Below are 23984 nucleotides of genomic sequence, written 5' to 3'. Positions count from 1 at the left end.
GTTATGGAGCTAACACTTCAATTTCCTTTGATTGTGTAAAGGTATTCCCAAACATATCCGTGGCCTGTACCTCCAGCGTATGTTTGCCAGGCTCACTCCATTTAGGAAGCTTTGCCTTCCACAAATGTGTGGAGGGTACCGGGTCTGATGGCCTTCTTCCCCATACGGGCGTCTTGGCCAAGTCCCAACGATAAATATTATCTTGATATTGGGGATCAGCCTCGGAGGCATAATTCAGTGCTGTCCATTCACCGCCGTCAACACGGTACTCGACCACGTCATCTTCTTTACCAACAAAGAAATTGGCATAAAACGAAATCCGGTTACTCTGGTCTACATATACCTGATCAGGAGCCGTGATCTCAATCTGATAAGACGTATCTCGCCCAGCAGCCCGGTAGTTAAAGGAATAACGGTTTCCATCGATGTGCAGGTATGCATATCCTCTCGGCGTACCGTCGCGCATGGTTGATACCGGCACACCCAATTCATTCAACGCACCGGAATACCAATCGCCGTTCGTGGTGCCCACATTGTACTCGTGGAATGGTGTTTCTCCGTTCCAACCTTCCTCTTTTCCGTATTGATACTGCATCTGATAGTGTGTGTGGGCAGACAGTCCCAAGGTATGACGGTAGCCCTTCAGCAAGCCAAACAAGCGGGCCCTGTCTTTATGCTCAAACGCATTTTCATTGACAAACAGCGGAATGTGATAAGCCAATACAACCAGTTTGTCCTTCGGCACAAATTTCAGGTCATTTTCCACGAAATCCAGCTGTGATTTCCGGAATCCGCCGAGGTATGATTTATTGGTACGGGGGTTGGGATAGATAATATCATCCAGGACGATAAAATGCACATCGCCATAGTTGAACGCATAATTATTCGGCCCGAAGTTAGCTTCAAACGTCTCGTCCGATAAGGAGTCGGCAGTCGCATCAAAATTCATATCATGGTTGCCGATGACATGAAACCAGGGTAAACCGATTTGCGCAATAGCGCTTTTGTAATCCGGATGCAGTGACAGGTCATTGCCTACCAAGTCCCCTAAGGTGATACCAAAGATCGACCGTCCCTTTGTCTGTTTCACCTCTTCAATAATTCCCTTTTTAAAAAAATCTACCTCTTGCTTCGTATAAGGCTGAGAATCTCCGAAAACCAGCGCGGTAAATGCTTTCTCCTCCATTGTCTTCAGCAATGGGAAATCAACGCTCCTGGGCAGTTCTCCCGTTGCCGCCACACCGGCATATTTGGATACCGGCGAGCCATCCGGTTTGTGAATACGATAAAACCGGGGTTGCTGATGTTCGTCCACCGGCAAGGCATAACCTGCCGGCTTGATGACGAAAAGGATATTGTCATTGCCCAGCGGGAGGCTGTATTTTCCTTTTTTATCCGTTTGTACCACCTGTATGCCATTGCTGACAGCGACATCGGGTATTCCCTTTTCCCGTCGGTCCTTTTTCCCGTTACCATTCGTGTCTTCATAAACCACACCCATTGCAGCCTCTTGGGCATGCGATAATTGAAAGAGGGATACGGCCAGCGCGGCCACCAGATATTTTTTCATTCGAGAATATTTTTTTTCTTCTAAAGCCTCATGTTACCTGCATTTACATCGTCTTTGCAAAGCCGCTGTCATGACAGGTTTCATGCTTTTTGAGATTTGGGCGAAAGTATCCGCCCGAGATAAAACCACGGTAAAATTTATATTAACAAACCGTTAAATCGCTATATACCGCTAAAGTTAATAAAAAATGCGGCCATCAGAAAAGATGGCCGCTAAATTATCAGAATAGGCGACAGACCGAATCTATAGGAACAACATCAATTTTCGATCACGAAAAATTCCACCCGCCGGTTCCATTGGTGCTCTTCCTCGGTACACTTAACCCCCTGGGCACAATGATTGGCTAACTTCGTAAAGCCATACCCCTTGGCTACTAAACGATCCTTGGCGATACCCTTACTTACGAGATAAGCTACCGACGAGTCTGCCCGGCGTTGGGTCAGTTTCATGTTGTAATCATGGGATCCCCGAGAATCGGCATGCGCACTCAACTCAATGCGCAAATCGGGATCGCTCTGGAGGAATGCGGCGATTTTATCAAGCTCCAACGCCGCATCCGGACGTATATCGGCCTTGTCATAATCGAAGTAGATATTTCGGAGCACCACCACCTCCTTCACCTCCACCGGCGAAAGGTAGATATCCTTTTTCAACGTCGTGCTGCTATCAATACCTTTGGTCGAAAACGTCAGCGGTGCAAATTCGCGAAACCCCGTTTGTTCGGCAGTCAACGTATAGTCCGTATTTTCTGCAAGATTGAAGTTGAACTTGCCCCCCGTATTTGCGTTCAACGTCACCGCATTGGCTTCATCGCCCGCTGGCGTGAGGGTTACTTTCGCGCCGGACACCGGAAGCTTGGTTTTCTCGTTATAAACACCACCCTCCAAGTCGATTTGAATGACTTTATTCAGGTTGAACCAATAGATATCGTCTGCTCCGACCCCGCCACTCCTGTTGGAAGCCATATATCCTTCCAGTTCCTTATCGAACCGAATGGAAAAATCATCGTAAGGCGAATTGAATGGGAAGCCCAGGTTCACCACCTTCGGTGTGCTGCTGTTTTTAGTTAATTGGTATACATCCAATCCACCCATACCTACATGGCCATCTGAAGAGAAATAGAAGTCGCCCCGGTCATCAATGCCCGGAAAGCGCTCGTCGCCGGAGGTATTGACCCCCGATCCCATGTTTATGGCATCTCCCCAGGCTCCGTCTGCCTGGCGGACAACGTAATAAATATCGGTACCCCCATTACCGTTCGGCATATCCGAGGTAAAATACAGCGTATCGCCGGAGACACTCAAGAATGGGTCACCCACCGACCATTCTGTGATGTTGTTATAGCGAAACGGAGTGGCATTTTCTCCCCAATTGGCCGTATCCAATGTATTGGAGAAAATTTCAATATTGACCGTTACGTCTTTACCTGCCTTGCGCTTTTCCTCCCGGGTGAGATTCCGCGTTACCGCAAAATAGACTTCATTGCGTTTGCTCGAAAACGTGGCAGGTCCGAAATGATTGGCGCCATCGCCCCACTGAGCATCTACATTACCGACCGTTTCATCGTTGGCCACGTACATCGATAGATACGGATTGCCTGTCCAACCGTAAATAACATCCTGCTTCGAAGCCCCTCCAATCCGGTCGGAGGCAAAATAAAGACCAGCCGGCCCTTTTGTGACGCCAAATTCCGCCTGAGCACTATTCCATGTTCGCTGGTTTTTGATTTCAACGGCTTTAATGGGATTTTCCAACCATACCACCGCGGAGTCACATGAGGCATATAACACGGCCAATTCGTCGGCGGTAATCACGCCTTCCGCCTTCAATCCTACCCGCTGATACTGAGCCTTCGCTTCCCGGAATTTCGAATTATTACGAAGTACATGCCCATATCGCAGGATATGGTCGATTTTCGCCTCATCGTGGTTCGCCAGCTGCGCATACCATCGTTCGGCCTCTCGATAATTCCGGATATTGTAATACGACTCTGCCAGCCGTTCAGCTGTGCGGATGTCGGGCTTCGCGTCATATGCGCGCTGATAGAGTTCGATCGCCTTAATGAAATTAAATCCATCAAATTCGCGGTCGGCAGACTTCAGCAGTGAGTATTGTGCCCAAAGCGGCAAAACCGCCAATAAGCAAAACCCCAAAATCAAACTAATCTTTTTGTCAAAAAATTTCATAGGATAGGTATTATATTGTACGTACCAGCATTGATTAAACTTATTCCCGGACTTTAGAAGTAACGTGGGGTGCGCACCCGCTGCGTACCTTTATTCAATGAGTAACCCAACGATATCTCATGCGTGCTTCCCACTTGATTATGCAATTTACTCAAGGCGTAGTCAAAGGAATATCCGATTCGGAACTGTCCGGCCGCGACAAATTCGGCCAATGCAATAATGGAATTAGGACGCGCTAAATCACGCGATAGCTGCTCACCACTTGACAAAGCCGTGCGGTAAGAGAGCCCAAACGTAAATTGCTCAGCAAAGATGACCGCAGCGTTGAGGTCCGTAGTCCAAGCACGGGTTACTGCATTATTAGCATTCTTAACCAAAAAGGAGGGTTTCAGCAAGATGTCCGTAGCCAACGGGACGATCCCACCGGCAGTAACATAATATTGGGTAACCGGAGGGATTCGCGTACTTCCATTGTCTGCATTGAAGACCAGTTTAGAAATCAGGTTATCGACGCCGACACCGGCAAACCACGTATTGTTGGAATAATAAACACCGAAGCGTGCATCCGGTAAGAATGAATTTTCAATATTGACAGCTTCGGGATCCTGTGTCCTTGCCGCGGCGTTATCAAATCCGGAATGAATAAAACCTAAACCCAAGCCGAAAGCCAGTCGGTCTTCGGGATCCCATCCTACACGCAGGCGATAAGCATAATTGGCATATGCATAGATGCGCTTTTCCAAACCAACGCGGTCGCTCATCAGGTTTAACCCGAGTCCAACATTATCACTGGCCGTACGCATATCCGCGGCCAGTGCCAAGGTTCTTGGCCCACCCGGCATGCCTGTCCATTGTGAGCGGTAGTAAGTGTGGAAGTTCACAGGGCCGCGGTATCCTGCATATGCCGGATTGATGTATAGGCCGTTGAACATGTACTGGCTGTACTGCGCTACCTGTTGGGCCAGTGCTTGGCCTGTTGAGGCGGTTATCAGTAATAGAAAAAAATACTTCTTCATGTCGTTATCTTTTATTCGATGTGATCAAATCAGCGTCTTTATTAACCTGCCGGGAGAATAGCCCCGGCAGGTTATTTACGTTTAACGGCCTGTCACTCTGATGATGGCTATAGCTCCTTTGTGGGTTTGCCATTCGCCATTGTTGCTACCGCGAACACGTAGGATATAATAATATGTGCCTTCAGCAAGTGTATTGCCATCCCAATCATTGTTGTAGTTGGTACTCTTATACACCTGGTTGCCCCACCTGTTGAGTACGATCAACTCTCTGCCTTGGTATTGAAGCAGGTTCTTGATCACAAATAGGTCATTCAATCCGTCGCCATTCGGCGTAAAGAGATTCGGAATTCCCAGGGTTTCGTCGACCGGAATCGGTTCTACCTCGTCTTCGTCTTCGGGATCTTCGGTATCCGGATCTGTGTTCGGTCCCCAAACCGCAATACCGTTGGTGATGGTACCCGTTGTCGTCGGGTCTACCATGGCGGTAATGCGGACCACTATGGTTGATCCATTTGCGACGACACCATTGGTGGTAATGGTCGCATTATTTCCGTTGCCGCTTATTGTTGCTGCACCCGATACGATCTCATATCCCGTGATGGCCACCCCGACTCCTGGACGCTCTTCAAGTGTAATCACCTTACCCGACTCAATTTCCATTGGGCCGTTATTGGTCACCGTCACGGTGAATGTGGTCGTTTCACCTGCGTTCACCAACGATTGGTCGGCTACTTTCTCGATGCTCAGCGTGTAAGGTGCTGCAACCGGTATTTCCGGTGTTTCCGTCTCATCGTCCACTTCATCGGTATCCGGGTCTTTATCCGGACCCCAAACGGCGATTCCGTTAGAAATAGTAGCACCTGCTGCTGCCGTCACATCAGCCATTACACGGATAGTGATCGTTCCGCCGGCAGCTATAGCCGATGTCGTCGTCAAGCTTGCAGCGTTGCCTGTTCCCGTGACAGTCGCATTGCCAGAAGTGACTTCATAACCCGTTACCGCCATACCCGCACCCGGGCGTTCCTCCAAGTTGATGATCTCACCGGCCGCAATTCCCGAGGGCCCGTCGTTGGTCACGGTGACCGTAAAGGTCGTACTCATTCCAGCAGTTACTGTTTCCTGATCGGCTACTTTGGTGATGCTCAGCATGCGATTTGGATCCACTGGTATTTCTGGCGTTTCCGTTTCATCATCCGGTTCGTCCGTATCTGGATCTTTATCCGGACTCCACACTGCGATACCGTTAGTGATGGTGCCTTCAGCTTGAGCAGCTATGTCAGCCGTAATGGTTAATGTGATCGTGCCTTGGGCAGGGATCGGAGCTGTGGTTGTCACTGTTGCTGCATTGCCCGTGCCATTCACCGTCGCATTTCCGGAACTCACTTCATATCCGGTAACCGTCACGCCTTCGCCTGGACGCTCTGCGACACTGATAGCAGCACCGCTGGCGATCGAAGACGGGCCGCTGTTGGTGATCGTTACGGTAAAGCTGGTGCTTGCACCTGCCTGTACACGGTCCTGATCAGCCACTTTGGTGATGCTCAGTGTATGGTTCGGATCGACCGGTATCTCCGGCGTATCGTCACCATCGTCCGGTGTGTCAGTACCTGGATCCTTATCCGGACCCCAGACGTCGACGCCATTGGTAATCGTCGCCGGCGCATCGGTGGCAATGTCTGCAGTCACGGCAATCGTGATGGTGCCATCTACCGGAATCACCGCACTGGTGGTCACTGTGGCACTGTTGCCCGTGCCCGTCGCGGTGCCGTTGCCGCTGGTTACTGTATAACCCGTGATGGTCACGCCTTCACTCGGGCGCTCACCCAAGCTGATCACTTTACCACTGGCCATTTCAGATGGACCATCGTTGGTGATCGTCAGGGTGAAGCTAGTGCTTGTCCCTGCCTGTACACGGTCTTCATCTGCAACCTTCGTTATCGTTAAATTATTCGGAATCACGAACGTCGCCGTAGCCGGGCTGCCTGAGAGCGGCTCTCCGCCGATGGTGGCAGCTACCGTCACCTCGCCCGCCTCCGTGCTCGTCACCGGCAGCACTGCCTGGCCGTTCTCGTCGGTCGGGATGGTTTCCGTGCCCGTCGTGCCGTCAGGATAGGTGATCTCGAACACCACGTCCTGGCCAGCCACCGGGTTGCCGTTGGCATCCGTCACCGTGGCCGTGAACTCGTTGGGGTCAACGCCGTCGGCAACGGCGCCGTCCTTGGTCACCTCGAGCGTGCTCGCTCCCGGGTCCGCCGGACTGGCAATGAATGTTACCGTGGCCGGGCTGCCGCTGATGGCCGTGCCGCCGATGGTAGCCGTTACCGTCGCCTCACCGGCCGTGGTGCTTGTTATTGAAAGTATGGCCTGACCGTTCTCGCCGGTCGGGATGGTCTCCGTGCCCGTCGTGCCGTCCGGATAGGTAATGCCGAACACCACGTCCTGGCCAGCCACCGGGTTGCCGTTGGCATCCGTCACCGTGGCCGTCAATTCATCGGGATCCACGCCGTCTGCCAGCGCATTGTCTTTCGTTACCGTGAGTTCGCTTGCCGCAGGATCCGCCGGACCCGCAACGAAGGTTGCCGTAGCAGGGCTGCCTGAGAGCGGCTCTCCGCCGATGGTGGCAGCTACCGTCACCTCGCCCGCCTCCGTGCTCGTCACCGGCAGCACTGCCTGGCCGTTCTCGTCGGTCGGGATGGTTTCCGTGCCCGTCGTGCCGTCAGGATAGGTGATCTCGAACACCACGTCCTGGCCAGCCACCGGGTTGCCGTTGGCATCCGTCACCGTGGCCGTGAACTCGTTGGGGTCAACGCCGTCGGCAACGGCGCCGTCCTTGGTCACCTCAAGCGTACTCGCTCCCGGGTCCGCCGGACCCGCAATGAACGTTACCGTGGCCGGGCTGCCGCTGATGGCCGTGCCGCCGACCGTGGCCGTGACAGGCGCCTCGCCCGCCGTCGTGCTTGTGATCGGGAGTACCGCTTTGCCTTCGGCATCCGTGGTCACCGTCTCCGTGCCCGCCGTGCCGTCAGGGTACGTGATGCCGAACACCACGTCCTGGCCAGCCACCGGGTTGCCGTTGGCATCCGTCACCGTGGCCGTCAGTTCGTTGTAGTCCGTGCCGTCCGCAACGGCATTGTCCTTCGTTACCGCAAGCGTGCTCGATGCAGGATCCGCCGGACCCGCAACGAAGGTTGCCGTAGCCGGGCTGCCTGAGAGCGGCTCTCCGCCGATGGTGGCAGCTACCGTGGCCTCACCCGCCGTGGTGCTTGTTATTGGAAGTACCGCCTCACCGTTCTCGTCTGTGGTCACCGTCTCCGTGCCCGTCGTGCCGTCAGGGTATGTGATCTCGAACACCACGTCCTGGCCGGCTACCGGGTTGCCTGTGGCATCCGTCACCGTGGCCGTGAACTCGTTATAGTCCGTGCCGTCCGCAACGGCATTGTCTTTCGTTACCGCAAGCGTGCTCGCTCCCGGATCCACCGGCCCGGTGATGAACGTCACCGTAACCGGGCTGCCCGTGATCGGTTCGCCGCCTACCGTGGCTGCCACCGTGGCCTCGCCGGCCGTCGTGCTCCTGATCGGAAGCACCGCCTCACCAGCGGCATCCGTCAATACGGACTCCGTGCCCGCCGTGCCGTCAGGGTACGTGATCTCGAAAAATACCCCTACACCCTCTAAAGGATTGCCCGTCGCATCCACGATCGTGGCTGTTACTTCATTATAGTCCGCGCCGTCGGCAACCGCGTTGTCCCTGGTCACCTCAAGCGTGCTCGCTTCGTTGTCCACTACGTCGGCTACGAAGGTCACCGTAGCCGGGCTGCCGCTGATGGCCGTGCCGCCTACCGTGGCCGCTACCGTTGCCTCGCCGACGGTCGTGCTCGTGATCGGCAATACAGCCTCCCCGTTCTCGTCGGTGGTCACCGTCTCCGTGCCCGTCGTGCCGTCAGGGTATGTGATGGCAAATGCCACCTCTTCCCCGGCTACCGGGTTGCCGTTGGCGTCCATGACCGTGGCCGTCAGTTCATTGTAGTCCGTGCCGTTTGCAATGGCACCGTCCTTGGTCACCTCCAACACGCTCGAGCCGGGGTCAGCCGGGCCTGCGATGAAGGTTGTGGTCGCCGGGCTGCCGCTGATGGCCGTGCCGCCGACCGTGGCCGTGACAGGCGCCTCGCCTGCTGTGGTGCTTGTGATCGGAAGTACCGCCTTGCCTTCGGCATCCGTGGTCACCGTCTCCGTGCCGGCCGTGCCGTCAGGGTACGTGATGCCGAACACCACGTCCTGGCCAGCCACCGGGTTGCCGTTGGCATCCGTCACCGTGGCCGTCAGTTCGTTATAGTCCGTGCCGTCCGCAACGGCATTGTCTTTCGTTACCGCAAGCGTGCTCGATGCAGGATCCGCCGGACCCGCAATGAACGTTACCGTGGCCGGGCTGCCGCTGATGGCCGTGCCGCCGACCGTAGCCGTGACAGGCGCCTCGCCTGCCGTCGTGCTTGTGATCGGAAGTACCGCTTTGCCTTCGGCATCCGTGGTCACCGTCTCCGTGCCCGCCGTGCCGTCAGGGTACGTGATGCCGAACACCACGTCCTGGCCAGCCACCGGGTTGCCGTTGGCATCCGTCACCGTGGCCGTCAGTTCGTTGTAGTCCGTGCCGTCCGCAACGGCATTGTCCTTCGTTACCGCAAGCGTGCTCGATGCAGGATCCGCCGGACCCGCAACGAAGGTAACCACCGCCGGACTTCCTGTACTAATCACCATTCCTCCGACCGTAGCCGTGACCGTAGCGTCACCAGCCAAGGTACTGGTAATCGGTACCGCTGCTTTGCCGTCCGCATCTGTGGTGACGGTCTGTGTAGTGGTCGTACCGTCTACATTGACGATAGTAAACACTACTTCTTGATTAGCAAGTGCGTCGCCGTCTTGGTTTAATATGGTGGCTGTAACCTCATTCGCAGCTACGCCGTCAGCTATGGCTCCGTTTGCTGTGACTTCCAGGTAGCTGCCCGCAAATGATGTACACAACGGAATCACATGGTATATACTCACCGTGGGCGTTGCCACACTCACCAAACCACTCAACCGGATTGCAATCTCATCCACTTCGACACCAGGTGTGATCGTTACTTCAACGGGATCGTTGCCATTTAGCAGACCGAGAATATCGGCCTCCAAAAACGCCTGATTGAAATCTTCTGAGAACGTTGTTTCCACACCATCCAAATAACCGATTACTTCCAACCCGCTCAGCAGGCTTGCATCCAATACACCACCATCAACCTTCAGTTTCACGATGATTTCCGCGTCCGCCGGAAGCACTTGGTTGAACTGGATATTCTGTTGAACCGTCGCAGAAGTCCCTATGGCTCCGCTGCCCAAACTTAATGTCGACGCATTCGTAGTATTCTGATCAATCGCCCAGAACGCGTTTTGAACACCCGCCCCGCCAATATTCAGTAGGTCGAGGCTCAATCCGCTACCTTCGTAAGATGTAGAAAATGCCGCCGTGCATTCAAAGGTCGTGGGTGTATGGCACATGCCATATACATCCAAATGTCCTTCGGACAGCGCTCCCAGCAACGCTGTGGTGTGGTCTTCCAACCGAACAGACTGGTAGTCTACGGTAGGCGTAATCTCCAAATAATATCGACCCTTGGTATCTTGTACCAATCTGACCTGACCGCTGGCGTCATCAAATAGGTCTGCGCTGCTGGCCGTAAACAGCTCGGTACCACCAGCACCCTTAACCGTTACATTAAAATAATGTTCGCTCAATGCGACACCGTCGAGCACTTGATCGACCAGATTGCCAAGCGAACCAGCAAGCAACGCGTTGAGCACGTCTTCGTCGTATCCAATACGGATATAAGATGAAGTGCCGGCTGGAACGACTGCGCCGTATCCCAACTCCACGTAACCGGAGTATTCGCCAATACCTCCAACCAAGCCTGCATCCGAACGGACTGTCGCATAGCTGTTGTGATTACCATCGGTCAGGTTTTGGATATCGTCTACATACTCATTGGTACCTAGGAACACATCGGCACATACCTCAAAAGGCGGTTGCTCAAACTCCGGATCAGGACATGCATCCGAAATACGATATACACCGTACAACCGTATAGGGCTACCGATACCTGCAGCGGCCACAGAGCCTATTTCAAAACGGACACGGTCATAGACAATCCCCGCACCCGGTTCAAATTCTACCCCAATAACGCCTCCGGAATTAAACAAATTCAGCAAATCCGCATCGTTGATCAACCCTTCCTGCAACGTCATGGCGTCGCCGACTTGAACATCACCGTTAAACAAGTATACCGTATAGGCCCCTAAGATATCCGCATTGATCAGGTTACCCGGAGTCTGCAACCGCAGCCGCAGCTTATCGGTAGCCGTAGTGGTTACTTTGGTTTTGAAATAGATGTCTTGATACAATGTTGCGCCTATGGCAGCATCTCCTAATGAGAATTCCGCGTAATTGGCGTTGTTGCCGTCGATAACATACTGCGGATTGATGACACCTGCCGGATCGGCTCCCTCCAACAGATTCGCGCTTAACCCTGTTCCATCAAAAGAGGTAAACGTAGCCTGTTCGCACGGATCGAAGACCGTTTCGCGGCACATGCCAAACACGTCCATGGTCGTCACTGCGTCCAGTCCCGCAACCGCGGTATTGTTTAGGGTAATCCTTACCGACTGGTAGGGTTCACCAGCCGTAAAGGCGATATAATAGCGTCCAAATTCATCCCGTACGATCCGAACGCCATTATCCTCCTCGTCAAAGCCACCCAGGCTGGAGGCATCATAGATTTCGTTACCGGCGGCATTCCGCACGGAAATATCAAAATAATGGGTGCCAAACAACGCCAAGTCGCCCACATCTGCGAGGAGCTCGCCCAAACTGCCGCCAACAAGTGCATCGAGCAATCCCTCATCCGCCATATCGATACGGATATAGGAGGTTTCCAGTGCCGGTACCGGCGCATCGTAGTTCATTTCGATATAGCCGTTATACGCGCCCGCCCCCAATACTACACCCGAACCGGCAGACAGCCTAGCAGGCGTATCATGGTCGCCATCGATCGCATTATGCGGGAAGTTTACGTTTTCAAACTCCCCAAGGGTTACCCCGCAATCCGGACCGGTGAACGGTGATTCCGTATCCGGGTAATTGGGCAGCGGGTTCGGATCGGGACAGTCAATCCCGAAGCGCTTGATGCTGTACACCCGTAGCGGATTGCTGAACAGATCAAGGTCTGCCAACGTGCTAATGCCTATGGCTACCCGGTCGAACGGTACGCCTGGACCGATCGGTATGGTGACCACATTGTCTGCAGTCAACAATCCCAAAATATCCAAACCGGCGACCAGGCCGTCTTGTACGCGCTGAGCATAAACCAGTTCTTCACCGTTATAAGCACGGATTTCGATATTGTTCAGCAATTCAACATTAAGTGCGCTGCCGTTTTCTACACCGAGCTTGATTTTGAAATAATCCGTAGGTAAAGACAGTGTATGGAAATTCGCGAATTGGAATAGGCTTGCACCGATGCCCGCCCCACCAATATTTATTTCAGAATACGTTCCATCATCTTCCACAGCCTGGGTGTCGTGATCAATAGCCCGATGCGCATTGGCTACACCAGCACTGCCAATGTCCAATATGTCTAGGGTTAGGCCACTTCCGTCATAATAGGTAGCGAATGCAGGGTCGCAGATCTCTTCACTATTTTCGTAGCAAACACTGTATACATTCAGGTATTGGTCCGGACTGAGTACACCTAATAACGCATCTGTATGATCTGTCAACCGAATGTTGGTGAATGGATTATCCGCTTTGATGGCGATGTAATAACGGCCTTCCCCGTCTTGCACAATCCGTATTTGACCGTTTGCATCGGCAAAACCATCATCACCGGAAGCCGATAGCACCGGTGCGCCTCCATTTGTCAGGGCAACATCGAAATAATGATCGCCCAGCACCAGATTCTGCGCTGCAATGCCTAAACTTCCAGCCAATAGCGCATTCAGAATGTCGTCCTCATAGTCAATCCGCACGTAAGCTGTTTTTCCAACGGGAACCGGACTAGCGAAGGCCACCTCCAGATATCCCTCATTGTCGCCGATACCTACCAATATTCCCGCATCCGAACGGATGGTTGCATAACTATCAAAGTTGTCATCCACAGCGTTCTGCGGATCATCGGCATTTTGCTGGTCCACAATTACGGCGCTTGCACAAACCGGAGAAATCAGTGGGTTTGGTGTTGGCGGCGGCGGCGGGCAGGAAGCGCTGGTCCGGCTCACCTGATACAGCCGCAAGCCTGCATCAGTAGCGAGGTTAGCGGTTGAATACAAAATGACCTCTACCCGGTCATATGGGAGGGCGACCTCAAACGGCACTGTCACGATGCCCCCTGCGTTCAAAAGCCCCAATACATCCACACCGCCGATCAGCCCGCCGCTCACGAACTGTTGATCAACCACGGTGGTGCCGTTATAGGCCCTTATCCCATAAGCACCGATCAGGTTCAGGTTCAGCGCCGTGGGGTTGACCTGCATCCGCACATTGAGGATGGAATTGGGTTCTGATAAGGTTGTAAAGTGAATGGTCTGCGAAGCCGATGCTCCTGCAGCCAACAAGCCCAGTCTGATTTCTGAGTAATTTGAGGTATTGTCATCCAGAACATACTCAGGATTAATGACAGTTTCGGACAAATCCAAGTTGATGCCTTCTACCTCTCCTAACTCGGTGAACATGGCCTGGCCGCATGTGGGATCATCCACTGTAAACGCATCATAAACATTCAGATTGAATGTGGAACCCCAAGCCAACCCCAAAAGGTTCCCTTGGTTCCGCAGTTTTACACGGACCGCGTCATAGGCTTCGGAAGCGGTGACCGCCAAATATAAATGCCCGGCCTCGTCCCGGACCATCGTGGCATTGACATTGTCACCATCGATCATGGTACCATCGGCGGTGGCCGTGGCGCCCGTGTAAACCTCCGGTATGATGACATCGTTCTCCAATAGGCCTAATAACCCACCTACCGTCGCTATCAGGTCCAGGTTTGCACCCTCCGCGGTTACCTCATCCATGCGAACATACGTCGTGCTATAAGGTGTACGGGGACTGGGGAACTTCAGCTGTACCCATGCCTCACCGGACACCTGTACGGCTAATACATTTAAGTTGCTCGCTTCCAGCGTGGCATACGTCAGCTCGTCCGCATCGCCCGCTTGGGGCACATTGGACACCTGAGCGACAGCATCATCAGTTGTTGGATTGTATTCGCCAAATGCACCTAAAAAAATCGTAGCGCCGTTCCTGCCACTGTTTGGTGTGACGTCGGCATACTGTTTCGTCTGTCCCCAACCTGTGGATACCATTCCACACATGACAAGCAAGGAAAGGAAAAAACGCAAAAACGAAGATTTTGGATAAGTAGATGATGTTTCCATGGGCTAATAGATTTTGAACAGTGGCATGCTTTTTTTCAATAGTAGTAGTATTTGTTTTCGCAGATATAAGCACTCGTCATCGCCTATATGATGCTGATCAGAATACATTTTTTAGTAGGTTATAATATTTTCTGTATCTATTTTCAGCACTTCGCCGTATGACACAAAAAAAGGTATGGTTATTGCAGTATTTCCATCGGTAGATGTTTTAGGCACTTCTGAAGAACACCCTCGTTCTTCGGAAGTGCCTCTTTCAGCAACGCCCTATGCGGCCAACCTTTGACACAAAGATAACCTAGTCAATCATCCAATTTTCGTTCACTGCATTCAGATTTCCGTAATCCGTTCATTTCGTTCATGTATATCGATTGCCGATACAGATACGGATGAATTAGGTAAGTTTGTTTGGACGGCTTATATCATTACGCATGCATAATTAGGTGACGTAGCGGCGAACATGAATAATCCGACTCGGTGTTCAAGTCATTCACGGCGAATATTGAACAACCAAACAATTATGATATATTTGCCGTACGTATATTGGCTATCATTTTGGGAGGTAGTCAATCAGCCGACTGAATTCAATTAACAATACCAAACAGATACCATGAAAAAGATGACTACAATTATTACAACGAGAAACTAACAATTATTAACCAAACGACTGATAAAACGAAAGAGACAACCTGCCTAATGATTGCAGTGGAGTTGATTTCGTGATGGTCCGTTGCTCACCTGCGGTCAACCTTATTGTGTAACTGTCCGCAGTCTGCCAACGTGACGTGTATTCGGCGTTAATTAACTTAATTATCGTTCAAACATCTACCACAGAATGAGAACCTATCTGCAGGCTTATTTTGATAAGCTCAAGTTGCATGTATTGAGCAAAGCTCAACTTTCAAAGATCAGCCCAGCCGATTGTTACCGATTGGCCTTGGAAATCAAAGATAAAACCAACAAAAGTGTGAGTGAAACCACGATCAAACGGGTCTTCGGTTTTGCCTCCTCCATACACCATCCTTCCATCTATACGCTCAATGCGTTGGCTGAATACTCCGATTTCGATGGCTGGGATCACTTTTATATGCAAATGGAGCAATACCACCTGCACACATCCCAGCAGAAAGCCTGGTGCGAAATAGCACTCAATGCAACCAAAATCAGCCTCTTCAATATCCAAAGCAATAAATACAAATGCGGCATCCCATACCACCAAACCATTGATCGGAAATGTGTTCATGATTTTGTGGAGCATTTCCTCGAAAGTGACGCGACCATCGGTGTCCTCAGCGGTTCGGCGGGATGTGGCAAAACGGTAGCCATCTCTCGTTGGGTCGAGGCAAGAATTAGCGAAATTCATGACGACCCGAACCACGACATTTATTTTTTTACCAATAGCTTATCGCTGCTGCAGGGCGCGGCTTTTGGTTATCATATCAATAAATGGTTGGCCCACCTATTGGGTTTTGAGACGACCGAACTCCTGGACGGCTTCATGGATAACAACAGGGAAAACCCACCGGGCAATTTCTACCTGGTGATCGATGAGTTGCATAGTGAATTGGTTGCGGACCGTCAATTGTATACCGTAATCAGCCAGGTCATCGAAATGGTAAGCCATTTTGCTCAGTATAACTGGTTTCGCGTTATTCTGGTTTTACGCACCATTACCTTCCTCAAATACGAAAGCCTGTTCAAAAGTACGGTCATCAATCCGCAATGGTTTTCTGTGTTGAGCGGAGAGACCGGTAAGCAGTGGGCAAACATGGGGCCTTTCTCTAATTTAGAACTGCTTTCGCTTGCTCGAAACGTCAATGAAAAAGTCAATCCGTACCAACTGAGATCCCGTAATCGGACAACGCTCATCAATACGCCTCAATTCTTCCAGCACTATTATGAATTGTACGGGGAAAAACTGGACCCTAGCCAGGTCAGCCAATTTGATGAATATTTGGTCATTACCCGATACCTGAAAAAGAAGGTCTTTAATGGCATCAATACCATGGCCAAACAAGCCCTCATGGAAGAGCTGGCCGAGCTGATCGAGGAACACAATGGCACACTACAGATCACCAAAAAACAAGCGTATGCGATCATCCGGCAATATCGGACGGCCTATAATGACTTGCTTTACATCGGCATGCTTTACGAAAATAACGATGGCCTCGAACTGCGGCAGCATACCGTCATTCAGTTTCAATTCGACGTGGTAGCGGCATATTTCATTGCGCTCCGTTTGTTCAATAGTCATCAGGAAGCCCCCCCGATCATCAATGCATTGGAGCAGCTGCCCCTCTGCCCGCAAACGAAGGTCATGTTATTGAAATGGTTGCTGCTATTTGATATCGAATCAGGGAATCTTTCCTTAGTCAACGTATTCGGTAAAATCCCTTATATCCAGGAAGAGCCCTATACCATCATCCCCTTTGTGTGCGATGGGCTCCACAAACTCAGTCAGCGCGCGGCTCCGTCCATCAAAGCCGAAATAAACCTGAAATTAAAGGATGGCGGGTTCATGAAATACGTGCACAACAACATTTGTTTCCAGGTCGAATACGAGCCGGGGTTGGAAAACTTGCTGGACTTTGATCTGTCAGATACCAACGAAATTATCCTGCGGAGCAAACTCGCGCTCGTCGCCTTGTTGAAGTGGGATGAAGACGCATTACACTTCCAGCTGGATAAACTCAGCACCCTGCGGCCGGAGGCTTATGTTGGCTTCATTGCCAACCCGTATAACATGCTTTCGTATCTTTATCAGTATTTCAAAGGGCAGGCGGCTGATCATATGCTGGCCCACGAATTGGAAAGCCTACCGATACGATTCCAATTGACAAACCAGCCTGTTACAAACCAACTATTCGATATCCTGATTTATATGCTGGTGAGGGTCTTGGACAACGTTGAGATCGCCCGTTGGTACAGTGCTGTACTGAAACAGCGGATCGCCGACATCAACCCTGCAAACACGTTTGAATTGGATTCTACGTCTATTATCTATGCGCTTTATCTCCTCGAATGTGGTGATATAGACACCGCATTACAATACGCTACTTATCGATCACCCCACTCGCTGAATAACATGACCTACAGCCTGCTCCATGCCATTTTTCACATCCTCCTGGGCAAGTTCAAGGATGCTAAACACGACGAAATCACTCACCGCGCCATCGCAGCATGTGATGCCTATGGGTTCAAGTTATTAGGCGCATATTGCAGGGTGCTTGCCTTACGGGGAATGCCGCGGGACGAGCGGCTTCGGAACATCAACGAGCTCAAATTCCAATCGCTGGCCTTCGGCTATGTGATCGGTGTGGAGGCGCTATCGAAAAAGTATGGTTGAATCGGAGGCTGGCGAACCCTAATAGGGAATATTCCATTTTCGAAAAGGGAAGTGCCAGAGCCAGATCGGGCCCAATACCAGCAGCTTCAAAAAGCTGGAGAACGGCACGGCTTTGCGTTCAGTGCTTTTGCCCAGATACGATACCAGCAGTGACATGATCAGTAAAACAGCGCATACCAGCCAAACGGCTGGCCCGCCCCGCTGTTCCCAATACTCCAATTGTACGATGAAGAAACTGAATACGCCCACGGTCAGCAACACGGCATAAGACAATGTGGTAGCCAAGCGCAAATAGTAATAGATGACGGCAGCGATAAAGATCGAACCCCAGTTGAGGAAGGTGTCATAGCCATACTTTTTCAAAAAGGCTATTTCTGGAAAAGGCATCATCCACACCAGCCCTAATACCGCGAATGAGAAGATCGGTAGCGCGATATATTGGATCGCACGGTTTACGGGATGCTGGAATTGGCTGTTCAGCGCTTCGAAATATTGATCAACTTTCCGCTTTGGCGCAGCTTGCTGATTACTTCGCATACGATACCGAACGTGTCTCGCGGATCACCGTTACCTTGATCTGTCCCGGATAGGTCATCTCCGTCTGTATGCGGGTAGAGATATCTGCCGCCAAGAGCTCGGCTTGGGCGTCGGATACCCGCTCGCTTTGCACTACTACACGCAATTCGCGCCCGGCCTGTATCGCGAAGGTCTTCTCCACGCCAGGATATGAGAGCGCCAACGCCTCCAATTCCTTAAGCCGTTTGATATAGTTCTCGACCACTTCCCGCCGGGCGCCGGGCCGAGCACCCGAGATCGCATCGCAGGCTTGAACCACCGGTGAGATCATGGACGTCATCTCGATTTCATCGTGGTGGGCCCCAATGGCGTTGCACACTTCGGGATGTTCCTTATACTTTTCGGCCAGTTGCATACCCAGAATGGCGTGCGGCAGCTCCGGGTTATCTTCCGGCACCTTGCCAATATCATGCAGCAGTCCGGCACGCTTGGCATGCTTCACGTTGAGCCCTAACTCAGCCGCCATCGTCGCGCTGAAATTGGCCACTTCACGCGAGTGTTGCAGCAGGTTCTGGCCGTAAGATGAACGGTAGCGCATACGGCCTACCATTCGGATCAACTCCGGATGGAGCCCATGTATGCCCAGGTCGATCACTGTGCGTTCGCCGATCTCTACGATCTCATCCTCGATCTGGGTTTTCGTCTTCGCCACCACTTCTTCGATCCGTGCCGGATGTATACGGCCATCGGTCACCAACCGGTGTAAGGCCAAGCGGGCTATCTCCCGGCGTACCGGATCAAAACCCGAAAGAATAATGGCCTCCGGCGTATCATCAACAATGATCTCGACACCCGTGGCAGCCTCCAACGCACGGATGTTCCGTCCTTCGCGCCCGATAATGCGGCCCTTGATCTCATCATTTTCGATATTAAAAATGGAAACCGTGTTTTCAATGGCACTTTCTGTGGCGGTACGCTGTATCGTCTGTATCACCACCTTCTTGGCTTCCTTCGTAGCGGTGAGCTTCGCTTCGTCTACGATATCTTTGATCTGAATAATGGCTTTCGAGCGTGCTTCTTCTTTAAGGTTCTCTACCAATTGATTTTTGGCCTCTTCGGCAGAAAGCCCCGCAATGGTTTCCAGCTGTTTGATGTGCTGCGCTTTCAATTGCTCCACTTCCTCCTGCTTCTTCTCGTTGACTTCGGTAAGCCGTTCGAGGTTTTTACGTGCAGTTTCCAGTTCCTGCTTTTCACGATTTAGGCCTTCCAGCTTTTGGTTGATTGATTGTTCTTTCTGCCGGATACCATTTTCGCGCTGGTTGAGCACATTATTCTTTTGAGTCGTTTCCTTCTCATGCTCGGTCTTGAGTTGCAGAAACTTTTCTTTGGCTTCCAGCATCCGCTGTTTCTTCAGGTGTTCGCCCGCTTGTTCAGCCTCTTTAAGTATTTTTTTTGCTTTGCCCTGCGCCGCTATCTCCTGCTTCTTAAATAAAAAGCGTAGCACAAAACGGCCCACCACCATGCCCACTACAAACGCTATAACGATGTATATAATATTATCCATTATCTGTTAGTATTTAATTTGTTTCATTCGTCAATAATTTTTTAAAGGCCGCTACCGTCAACGTCACGGCACAAAAAAACCGCAATTAAATTAATCAGGCTTCATGTATCATAAACTTCTTTACACAGCATTAGCGTATTGATCATGACCAGGTTGCATCAGCAAGATGGCCTACATCTCCATTACGCTTGTGATATTGAAGCGTTAAGTTTAAAATAGTGAAACCCGAATTTAACTGCGGTAAATTCGTTGTCTTAAGCTCTAATAAGAACGTTATTGGTTAAAAAATTCGGACAACATGCCATCCAGTTCATTTACCGCTTTCACCATCCCAACCTCGTCTGCGTTCGACTTCCGTTCAGCTTTTAGCATCCCGGTAGCATAGTGAAGTACGCACATCGATAACAGATCCTGTTTGTCCCTTACGGCATAATTCTCCTGAAACTCTTTAATCCTATCGTTAATCAACTTGGCAGCTCGCCGGATAACCTCTTCCTCCTCCATATCCACCCGCAAGGGGTAAATCCGGTCCGCGATGTTTATTTTTATGGAAATTTCTCCCATGTTTGAGCTAATTCACTATACGCCACTCACCCGCTCATCACCTGAGCAATTCAATACACTTATCTATTTCTCGCACAAAATCGTTAATTTTTTGCTTTGTGTCAAGTATTTTTTCATTTATTCCCCCTTTGCCCACTTCTGTTTCTTCCAATGAACGCGCTACCGCTAGGGCTTTCAATTTCTCTTCCAGCTGCTTATTCTTATCACCGCTCGTGTTGAACGCCACTTTTAGCGACTGCACTTCCAGCTTCAGCAGATCATTCTCTTCCTGCAAAGATATGCATAAATCCAGCAATTTACGCGTGTTTGCCACTACATTAGCCAGTTGCGCCGTTATTGATGACATCCGTTTTTTGTTTATTTACTTTCGTTACCAATCACCCATCACCAACCACCGGTCACTTCCGCACTTCTGCTCCCGCTTCCTTTTCAAAATTATAAATTAATTTTTTAACTATTGCATCAATCTGATTGTCGGCGAGTGTTTTTTCTTCATCCTGCAGCACAAATTGGAGTGCATAGGATTTTTTGCCCCGCGGTAGTTTATCGCCTTTATATACATCAAACACATTGACCTCCTTGAGCAGCTTACGTTCGGTTTTCTCGGCGATCTCCCGCAGCTTACTGAAGTTTATCCCCGCCTCTACCAACAGCGAAAGGTCTCTGCGTACGGCGGGAAACCTGGATAGCTCGCGCACGGTGATCTTGTTCTTCCGGACCGCTTTCAGCACACCGCCCCAATCAAAGTCGGCATAGAAGACTTCTCCATCCACGTCCGCCTTGTCCAGGTGCGATCGATTAATCGCCCCGAAGGAAACCAGCGGCTTTCCGCCCCTTTCGTATGTCAAACCGTATTGATAATGGGTATCGGGCGCTTCCGATAATTGGAGGTCGGTAATATTCAACCGCCGTAAAATGGCATCCACCCCTGCCTTGATGTGATAGAACGACACCGGCTTGGTCGTATGGTTCCATTGCGCCGGCAACTGTCTGCCAGTGATGGCCAAAGCCAGCCGCTGGGTTTCCAGATAGCCGTCTCCGGCTAAGCGATAGGTATTGCCGAACTCAAACAGCTTCAAATCGGGGTGCTTGCGTTTTTGGTTGTAGCCGATGGCTTCCAATGCCGAAAACAAGAGGTTTTGCCGCATCGTATCCAAATCGGCGCTCAATGGGTTCAGTATGCGAACGGCCAGGGCAGGGTCATCCGCATAATCCAATTTTGTCAATGAGTTGGACAACATTTCGCGATACCCGTTACCGATCAGTAGATCGGCCACCTGGTTTTGCACGATTTCCTTATCCGGCTTGGGTGAGGTATTGAGCGAAGCTTTGATTTGCCTTTTGATTTCGATGTTATTGTACCCGTAGATACGGAGCACTTCTTCGATGATATCCACCTCGCGCGTTACGTCTACCTTATAGGGCGGCACCTGCACCTTCAGCACACCACCTTCTTCGCTCAGCACTGCGATACCCAGCGCCTCGATAATGGCCTTAATCTCTTGTTCAGTGATCGGCTTCCCGATGAGTCGTTGCACTTGGGAATACCGCACATCAAACGTGAAGGGTAATATCGGCGCAGGATAATGATCTGATATCGATGTTGAAATACGCCCTCCCGCTACCTCAGTGATCAGTAACGCCGCTCGTTTCAGTGCCGTTATGGTCATATCCGGATCCGTGCCCCGTTCAAAACGAAACGAAGCATCTGTTTTGAGTCCATGCCGCTTCGATGTCTTCCGGATGGATACCGGATGGAAATAGGCACTTTCCAGGAATACGCGCGTTGTGCTCACAGTTACTCCAGCGTGCAGGCCGCCAAACACACCGGCGATGCACAGGGGCTTCTCGGCATCGCAGATCATGAGGTCTTCGGGGTCGAGCTTGCGTTCCACACCATCCAAGGTCACAAACGATTCGCCTGCATTAGCATAGCGTACCACTACCTGGCCTCCGGTTAGGGTGTCTATATCAAAGGCATGCAACGGCTGCCCCAGCTCGTGCAATACATAATTGGTCACATCCACCACATTGTTGATGGGCCGCACGCCGATGGCTGTCAAACGTTCTTTAAGCCATTGAGGCGAATCACCTACTTGAACATCCTCAATGCTGATGGAGCTGTACCGTAGGCAGGCCTCAGGGGCGGTCACCTTCACCGGCAGCCATTCACGCGCTGCACCTGCGGCAAACGCCGATAAGTCCGGCAGGCGGTACCCGCTGCGCAAAAATGCAGCAACGTCACGGGCAACGCCCAGATGCGAGGCCGCGTCCGCACGGTTGGGGGTCAGCCCGATTTCAAAGACATAATCATCTTGTATGCCAAAATACACCTTGGCAGGCGCACCGATCGGTGCATCGCCTGCAAGCACCATAATACCGTCATGCGATACACCCAGCCCGATTTCATCTTCGGCACAGATCATCCCTTCGGACACCTCACCTCGGATCTTTGATTTATTGATTTTAAAGGGCTCTCCGGCTGTCGGATGTACCGTCGTACCGACAGTGGCCACCACTACCCGTTGGCCCGCCGCCACGTTAGCGGCGCCGCAGACGATGTGCAGAGGTGCTTCTCCTCCTACATCGACCGTCGTCACCCGTAATCGGTCGGCATTGGGATGCTGTTCGCAGGTCTTCACCTCCCCGATGACCAGTCCCTCCAGCCCACCCGGGATATGCTGCACGACATTCAGCGCTTCTACCTCAAGACCGATATTTGTCAGGATACCCGAAAGCTCATCTGGTGTTTTATCTGTTTGTATAAAGTCTTTTAGCCAATTGTATGATATGTCCATCCTAAGTTCGGAATTTGTGCAAACTTAGATTTTTTTTCTCGTTTCTCAAATACGGTTATGGGCTGCCGGGCAACCCGACCGCCGGGCAACTGGCAGCCCGATCATCAACTCCGGCCACTAAATCAACTCGTCGTCCCGGAAACTATAGTAACCGGTATTGGTAAAAATGACATGGTCGTTGATGAAAAAGTCAAACAGCTTGGCGGCTTCCGTCAACTTCTTCGTCAATTGGATATCTGCTTTACTGGCCGCCATCGTGCCCGACGGATGATTATGCGTGAGCACCAGGCTCGTCGCGCCGTGTTCCAGTGCAAGCCGCAATATTTGCTTGATGTCTACCGGCGTAAAATCATTGCCTCCTTTACCGACAAGTGTTTTGGTAATCACTTTGCAGCTCCCGGATAAAAACACGACCCAAAACTCCTCGTAGGGCAGGTCTTCGTAAAGATGTTTCATATATTCATAAACCCGTTTGCTGCAATTGAGTATGGGGCGTGCTCGCTCTTTCCGTGCTTTTCTCCGCCTACCCATTTCGAGCGCGGCCACGATACTGATGGCCTTGGCCGCTCCAATCCCTCGGTAGCGCGACAGTTCGCTTACCGACAGCCTGGAGAGTCTATTCAGGTCATTATCATGGTCATGCAGGATACGGCGGCAAAGTTCAACAGCCGATTCCCCCTTGGAGCCGCTCCCGATAAGGATGGCCAGCAATTCGGCGTCGGTCAGTATCCTTCGCCCCTGTTGTTGTAGTTTTTCGCGCGGGCGGTCAGTTTCTGCCCACGATTTGATGGTTACGCGAGATAAGTTAGTGTCCATTGGTATTATGTTAAGGTTATCGCTCACAACCAAAGGTATGTAATTCATTCGGGGATTGCAATACTTTTACTAATTTTTTTAGTGTTTTATTTCGGGCATCTACGCTGTGCTTGGCCTGAGATACACATCTTGTTGCTTATCACTTTTTCCTTTTG

At 51.3% G+C, this 23984-nt stretch carries 11 protein-coding genes; 1 reads left to right on the top strand and 10 read right to left on the bottom strand.

Annotated elements, in window-relative coordinates; translation table 11 throughout:
• Position 1: 1 nt before the first annotated feature.
• The 4 genes from ACMGDE_RS06485 to ACMGDE_RS06470 form a co-directional block, all read right to left on the bottom strand.
• Positions 2-1570, bottom strand: a complete 1569-nt coding sequence (locus tag ACMGDE_RS06485) for a calcineurin-like phosphoesterase C-terminal domain-containing protein (RefSeq protein WP_436831955.1) — start codon at positions 1568-1570, stop codon at positions 2-4.
• Positions 1571-1827: 257 nt separating this feature from the next.
• Positions 1828-3756, bottom strand: a complete 1929-nt coding sequence (locus ACMGDE_RS06480; protein ID WP_436831954.1) for an OmpA family protein — start codon at positions 3754-3756, stop codon at positions 1828-1830.
• A gap of 53 nt (positions 3757-3809) precedes the next feature.
• On the bottom strand, positions 3810-4772 hold the full coding sequence (locus ACMGDE_RS06475; protein WP_436831953.1) for a PorP/SprF family type IX secretion system membrane protein: 963 nt from the start codon (positions 4770-4772) through the stop codon (positions 3810-3812).
• An 81-nt stretch (positions 4773-4853) separates the two neighbouring features.
• On the bottom strand, positions 4854-14228 hold the full coding sequence (locus ACMGDE_RS06470) for an Ig-like domain-containing protein (protein ID WP_436831952.1): 9375 nt from the start codon (positions 14226-14228) through the stop codon (positions 4854-4856).
• Between the two features lie 832 nt (positions 14229-15060).
• On the opposite strand from ACMGDE_RS06470, the gene ACMGDE_RS06465 reads away from it, so the two are divergent.
• On the top strand, positions 15061-17571 hold the full coding sequence (locus ACMGDE_RS06465; protein WP_436831951.1) for a hypothetical protein: 2511 nt from the start codon (positions 15061-15063) through the stop codon (positions 17569-17571).
• 18 nt (positions 17572-17589) lie between these two features.
• Here the strand turns inward: ACMGDE_RS06465 and ACMGDE_RS06460 are convergent, their stop codons facing one another.
• The 6 genes from ACMGDE_RS06460 to radC form a co-directional block, all read right to left on the bottom strand.
• Positions 17590-18108, bottom strand: a complete 519-nt coding sequence (locus tag ACMGDE_RS06460) for a DUF962 domain-containing protein (protein ID WP_436831950.1) — start codon at positions 18106-18108, stop codon at positions 17590-17592.
• Positions 18098-19651, bottom strand: coding sequence for a ribonuclease Y (gene rny, locus ACMGDE_RS06455; RefSeq protein WP_436831949.1), 1554 nt, complete (start codon positions 19649-19651; stop codon positions 18098-18100). Before rny ends, ACMGDE_RS06460 begins: the two co-directional genes overlap by 11 nt.
• A 273-nt stretch (positions 19652-19924) precedes the next feature.
• Positions 19925-20215, bottom strand: a complete 291-nt coding sequence (locus ACMGDE_RS06450) for a cell division protein ZapA (protein ID WP_436831948.1) — start codon at positions 20213-20215, stop codon at positions 19925-19927.
• A gap of 37 nt (positions 20216-20252) precedes the next feature.
• Positions 20253-20561 carry a hypothetical protein gene (locus tag ACMGDE_RS06445; RefSeq protein ID WP_436831947.1) on the bottom strand — a complete coding sequence of 103 codons (309 nt, stop codon included), beginning with the start codon at positions 20559-20561 and terminating at the stop codon, positions 20253-20255.
• A gap of 52 nt (positions 20562-20613) precedes the next feature.
• Positions 20614-23013, bottom strand: a complete 2400-nt coding sequence (gene pheT, locus ACMGDE_RS06440) for a phenylalanine--tRNA ligase subunit beta (protein ID WP_436831946.1) — start codon at positions 23011-23013, stop codon at positions 20614-20616.
• Between the two features lie 117 nt (positions 23014-23130).
• Positions 23131-23829 (bottom strand): RadC family protein, encoded by a 699-nt coding sequence (gene radC, locus ACMGDE_RS06435; protein WP_436831945.1) that lies wholly within the window; start codon positions 23827-23829, stop codon positions 23131-23133.
• Positions 23830-23984: the final 155 nt, after the last annotated feature.

Source organism: Parapedobacter brassicae (assembly GCF_051400755.1).
GTDB lineage: Bacteria > Bacteroidota > Bacteroidia > Sphingobacteriales > Sphingobacteriaceae > Parapedobacter.
This window is presented reverse-complemented; position numbering and strand designations above follow the sequence as displayed.

Coding starts and splice junctions, on each gene's coding strand:
- ACMGDE_RS06485 (WP_436831955.1), bottom strand. CDS start 1,570: ATGAAAAAATATCTGGTGGCCGCGCTGGCCGTATCCCTCTTTCAATTA.
- ACMGDE_RS06480 (WP_436831954.1), bottom strand. CDS start 3,756: ATGAAATTTTTTGACAAAAAGATTAGTTTGATTTTGGGGTTTTGCTTA.
- ACMGDE_RS06475 (WP_436831953.1), bottom strand. CDS start 4,772: ATGAAGAAGTATTTTTTTCTATTACTGATAACCGCCTCAACAGGCCAA.
- ACMGDE_RS06470 (WP_436831952.1), bottom strand. CDS start 14,228: ATGGAAACATCATCTACTTATCCAAAATCTTCGTTTTTGCGTTTTTTC.
- ACMGDE_RS06465 (WP_436831951.1), top strand. CDS start 15,061: ATGAGAACCTATCTGCAGGCTTATTTTGATAAGCTCAAGTTGCATGTA.
- ACMGDE_RS06460 (WP_436831950.1), bottom strand. CDS start 18,108: ATGCGAAGTAATCAGCAAGCTGCGCCAAAGCGGAAAGTTGATCAATAT.
- rny (WP_436831949.1), bottom strand. CDS start 19,651: ATGGATAATATTATATACATCGTTATAGCGTTTGTAGTGGGCATGGTG.
- ACMGDE_RS06450 (WP_436831948.1), bottom strand. CDS start 20,215: ATGGGAGAAATTTCCATAAAAATAAACATCGCGGACCGGATTTACCCC.
- ACMGDE_RS06445 (WP_436831947.1), bottom strand. CDS start 20,561: ATGTCATCAATAACGGCGCAACTGGCTAATGTAGTGGCAAACACGCGT.
- pheT (WP_436831946.1), bottom strand. CDS start 23,013: ATGGACATATCATACAATTGGCTAAAAGACTTTATACAAACAGATAAA.
- radC (WP_436831945.1), bottom strand. CDS start 23,829: ATGGACACTAACTTATCTCGCGTAACCATCAAATCGTGGGCAGAAACT.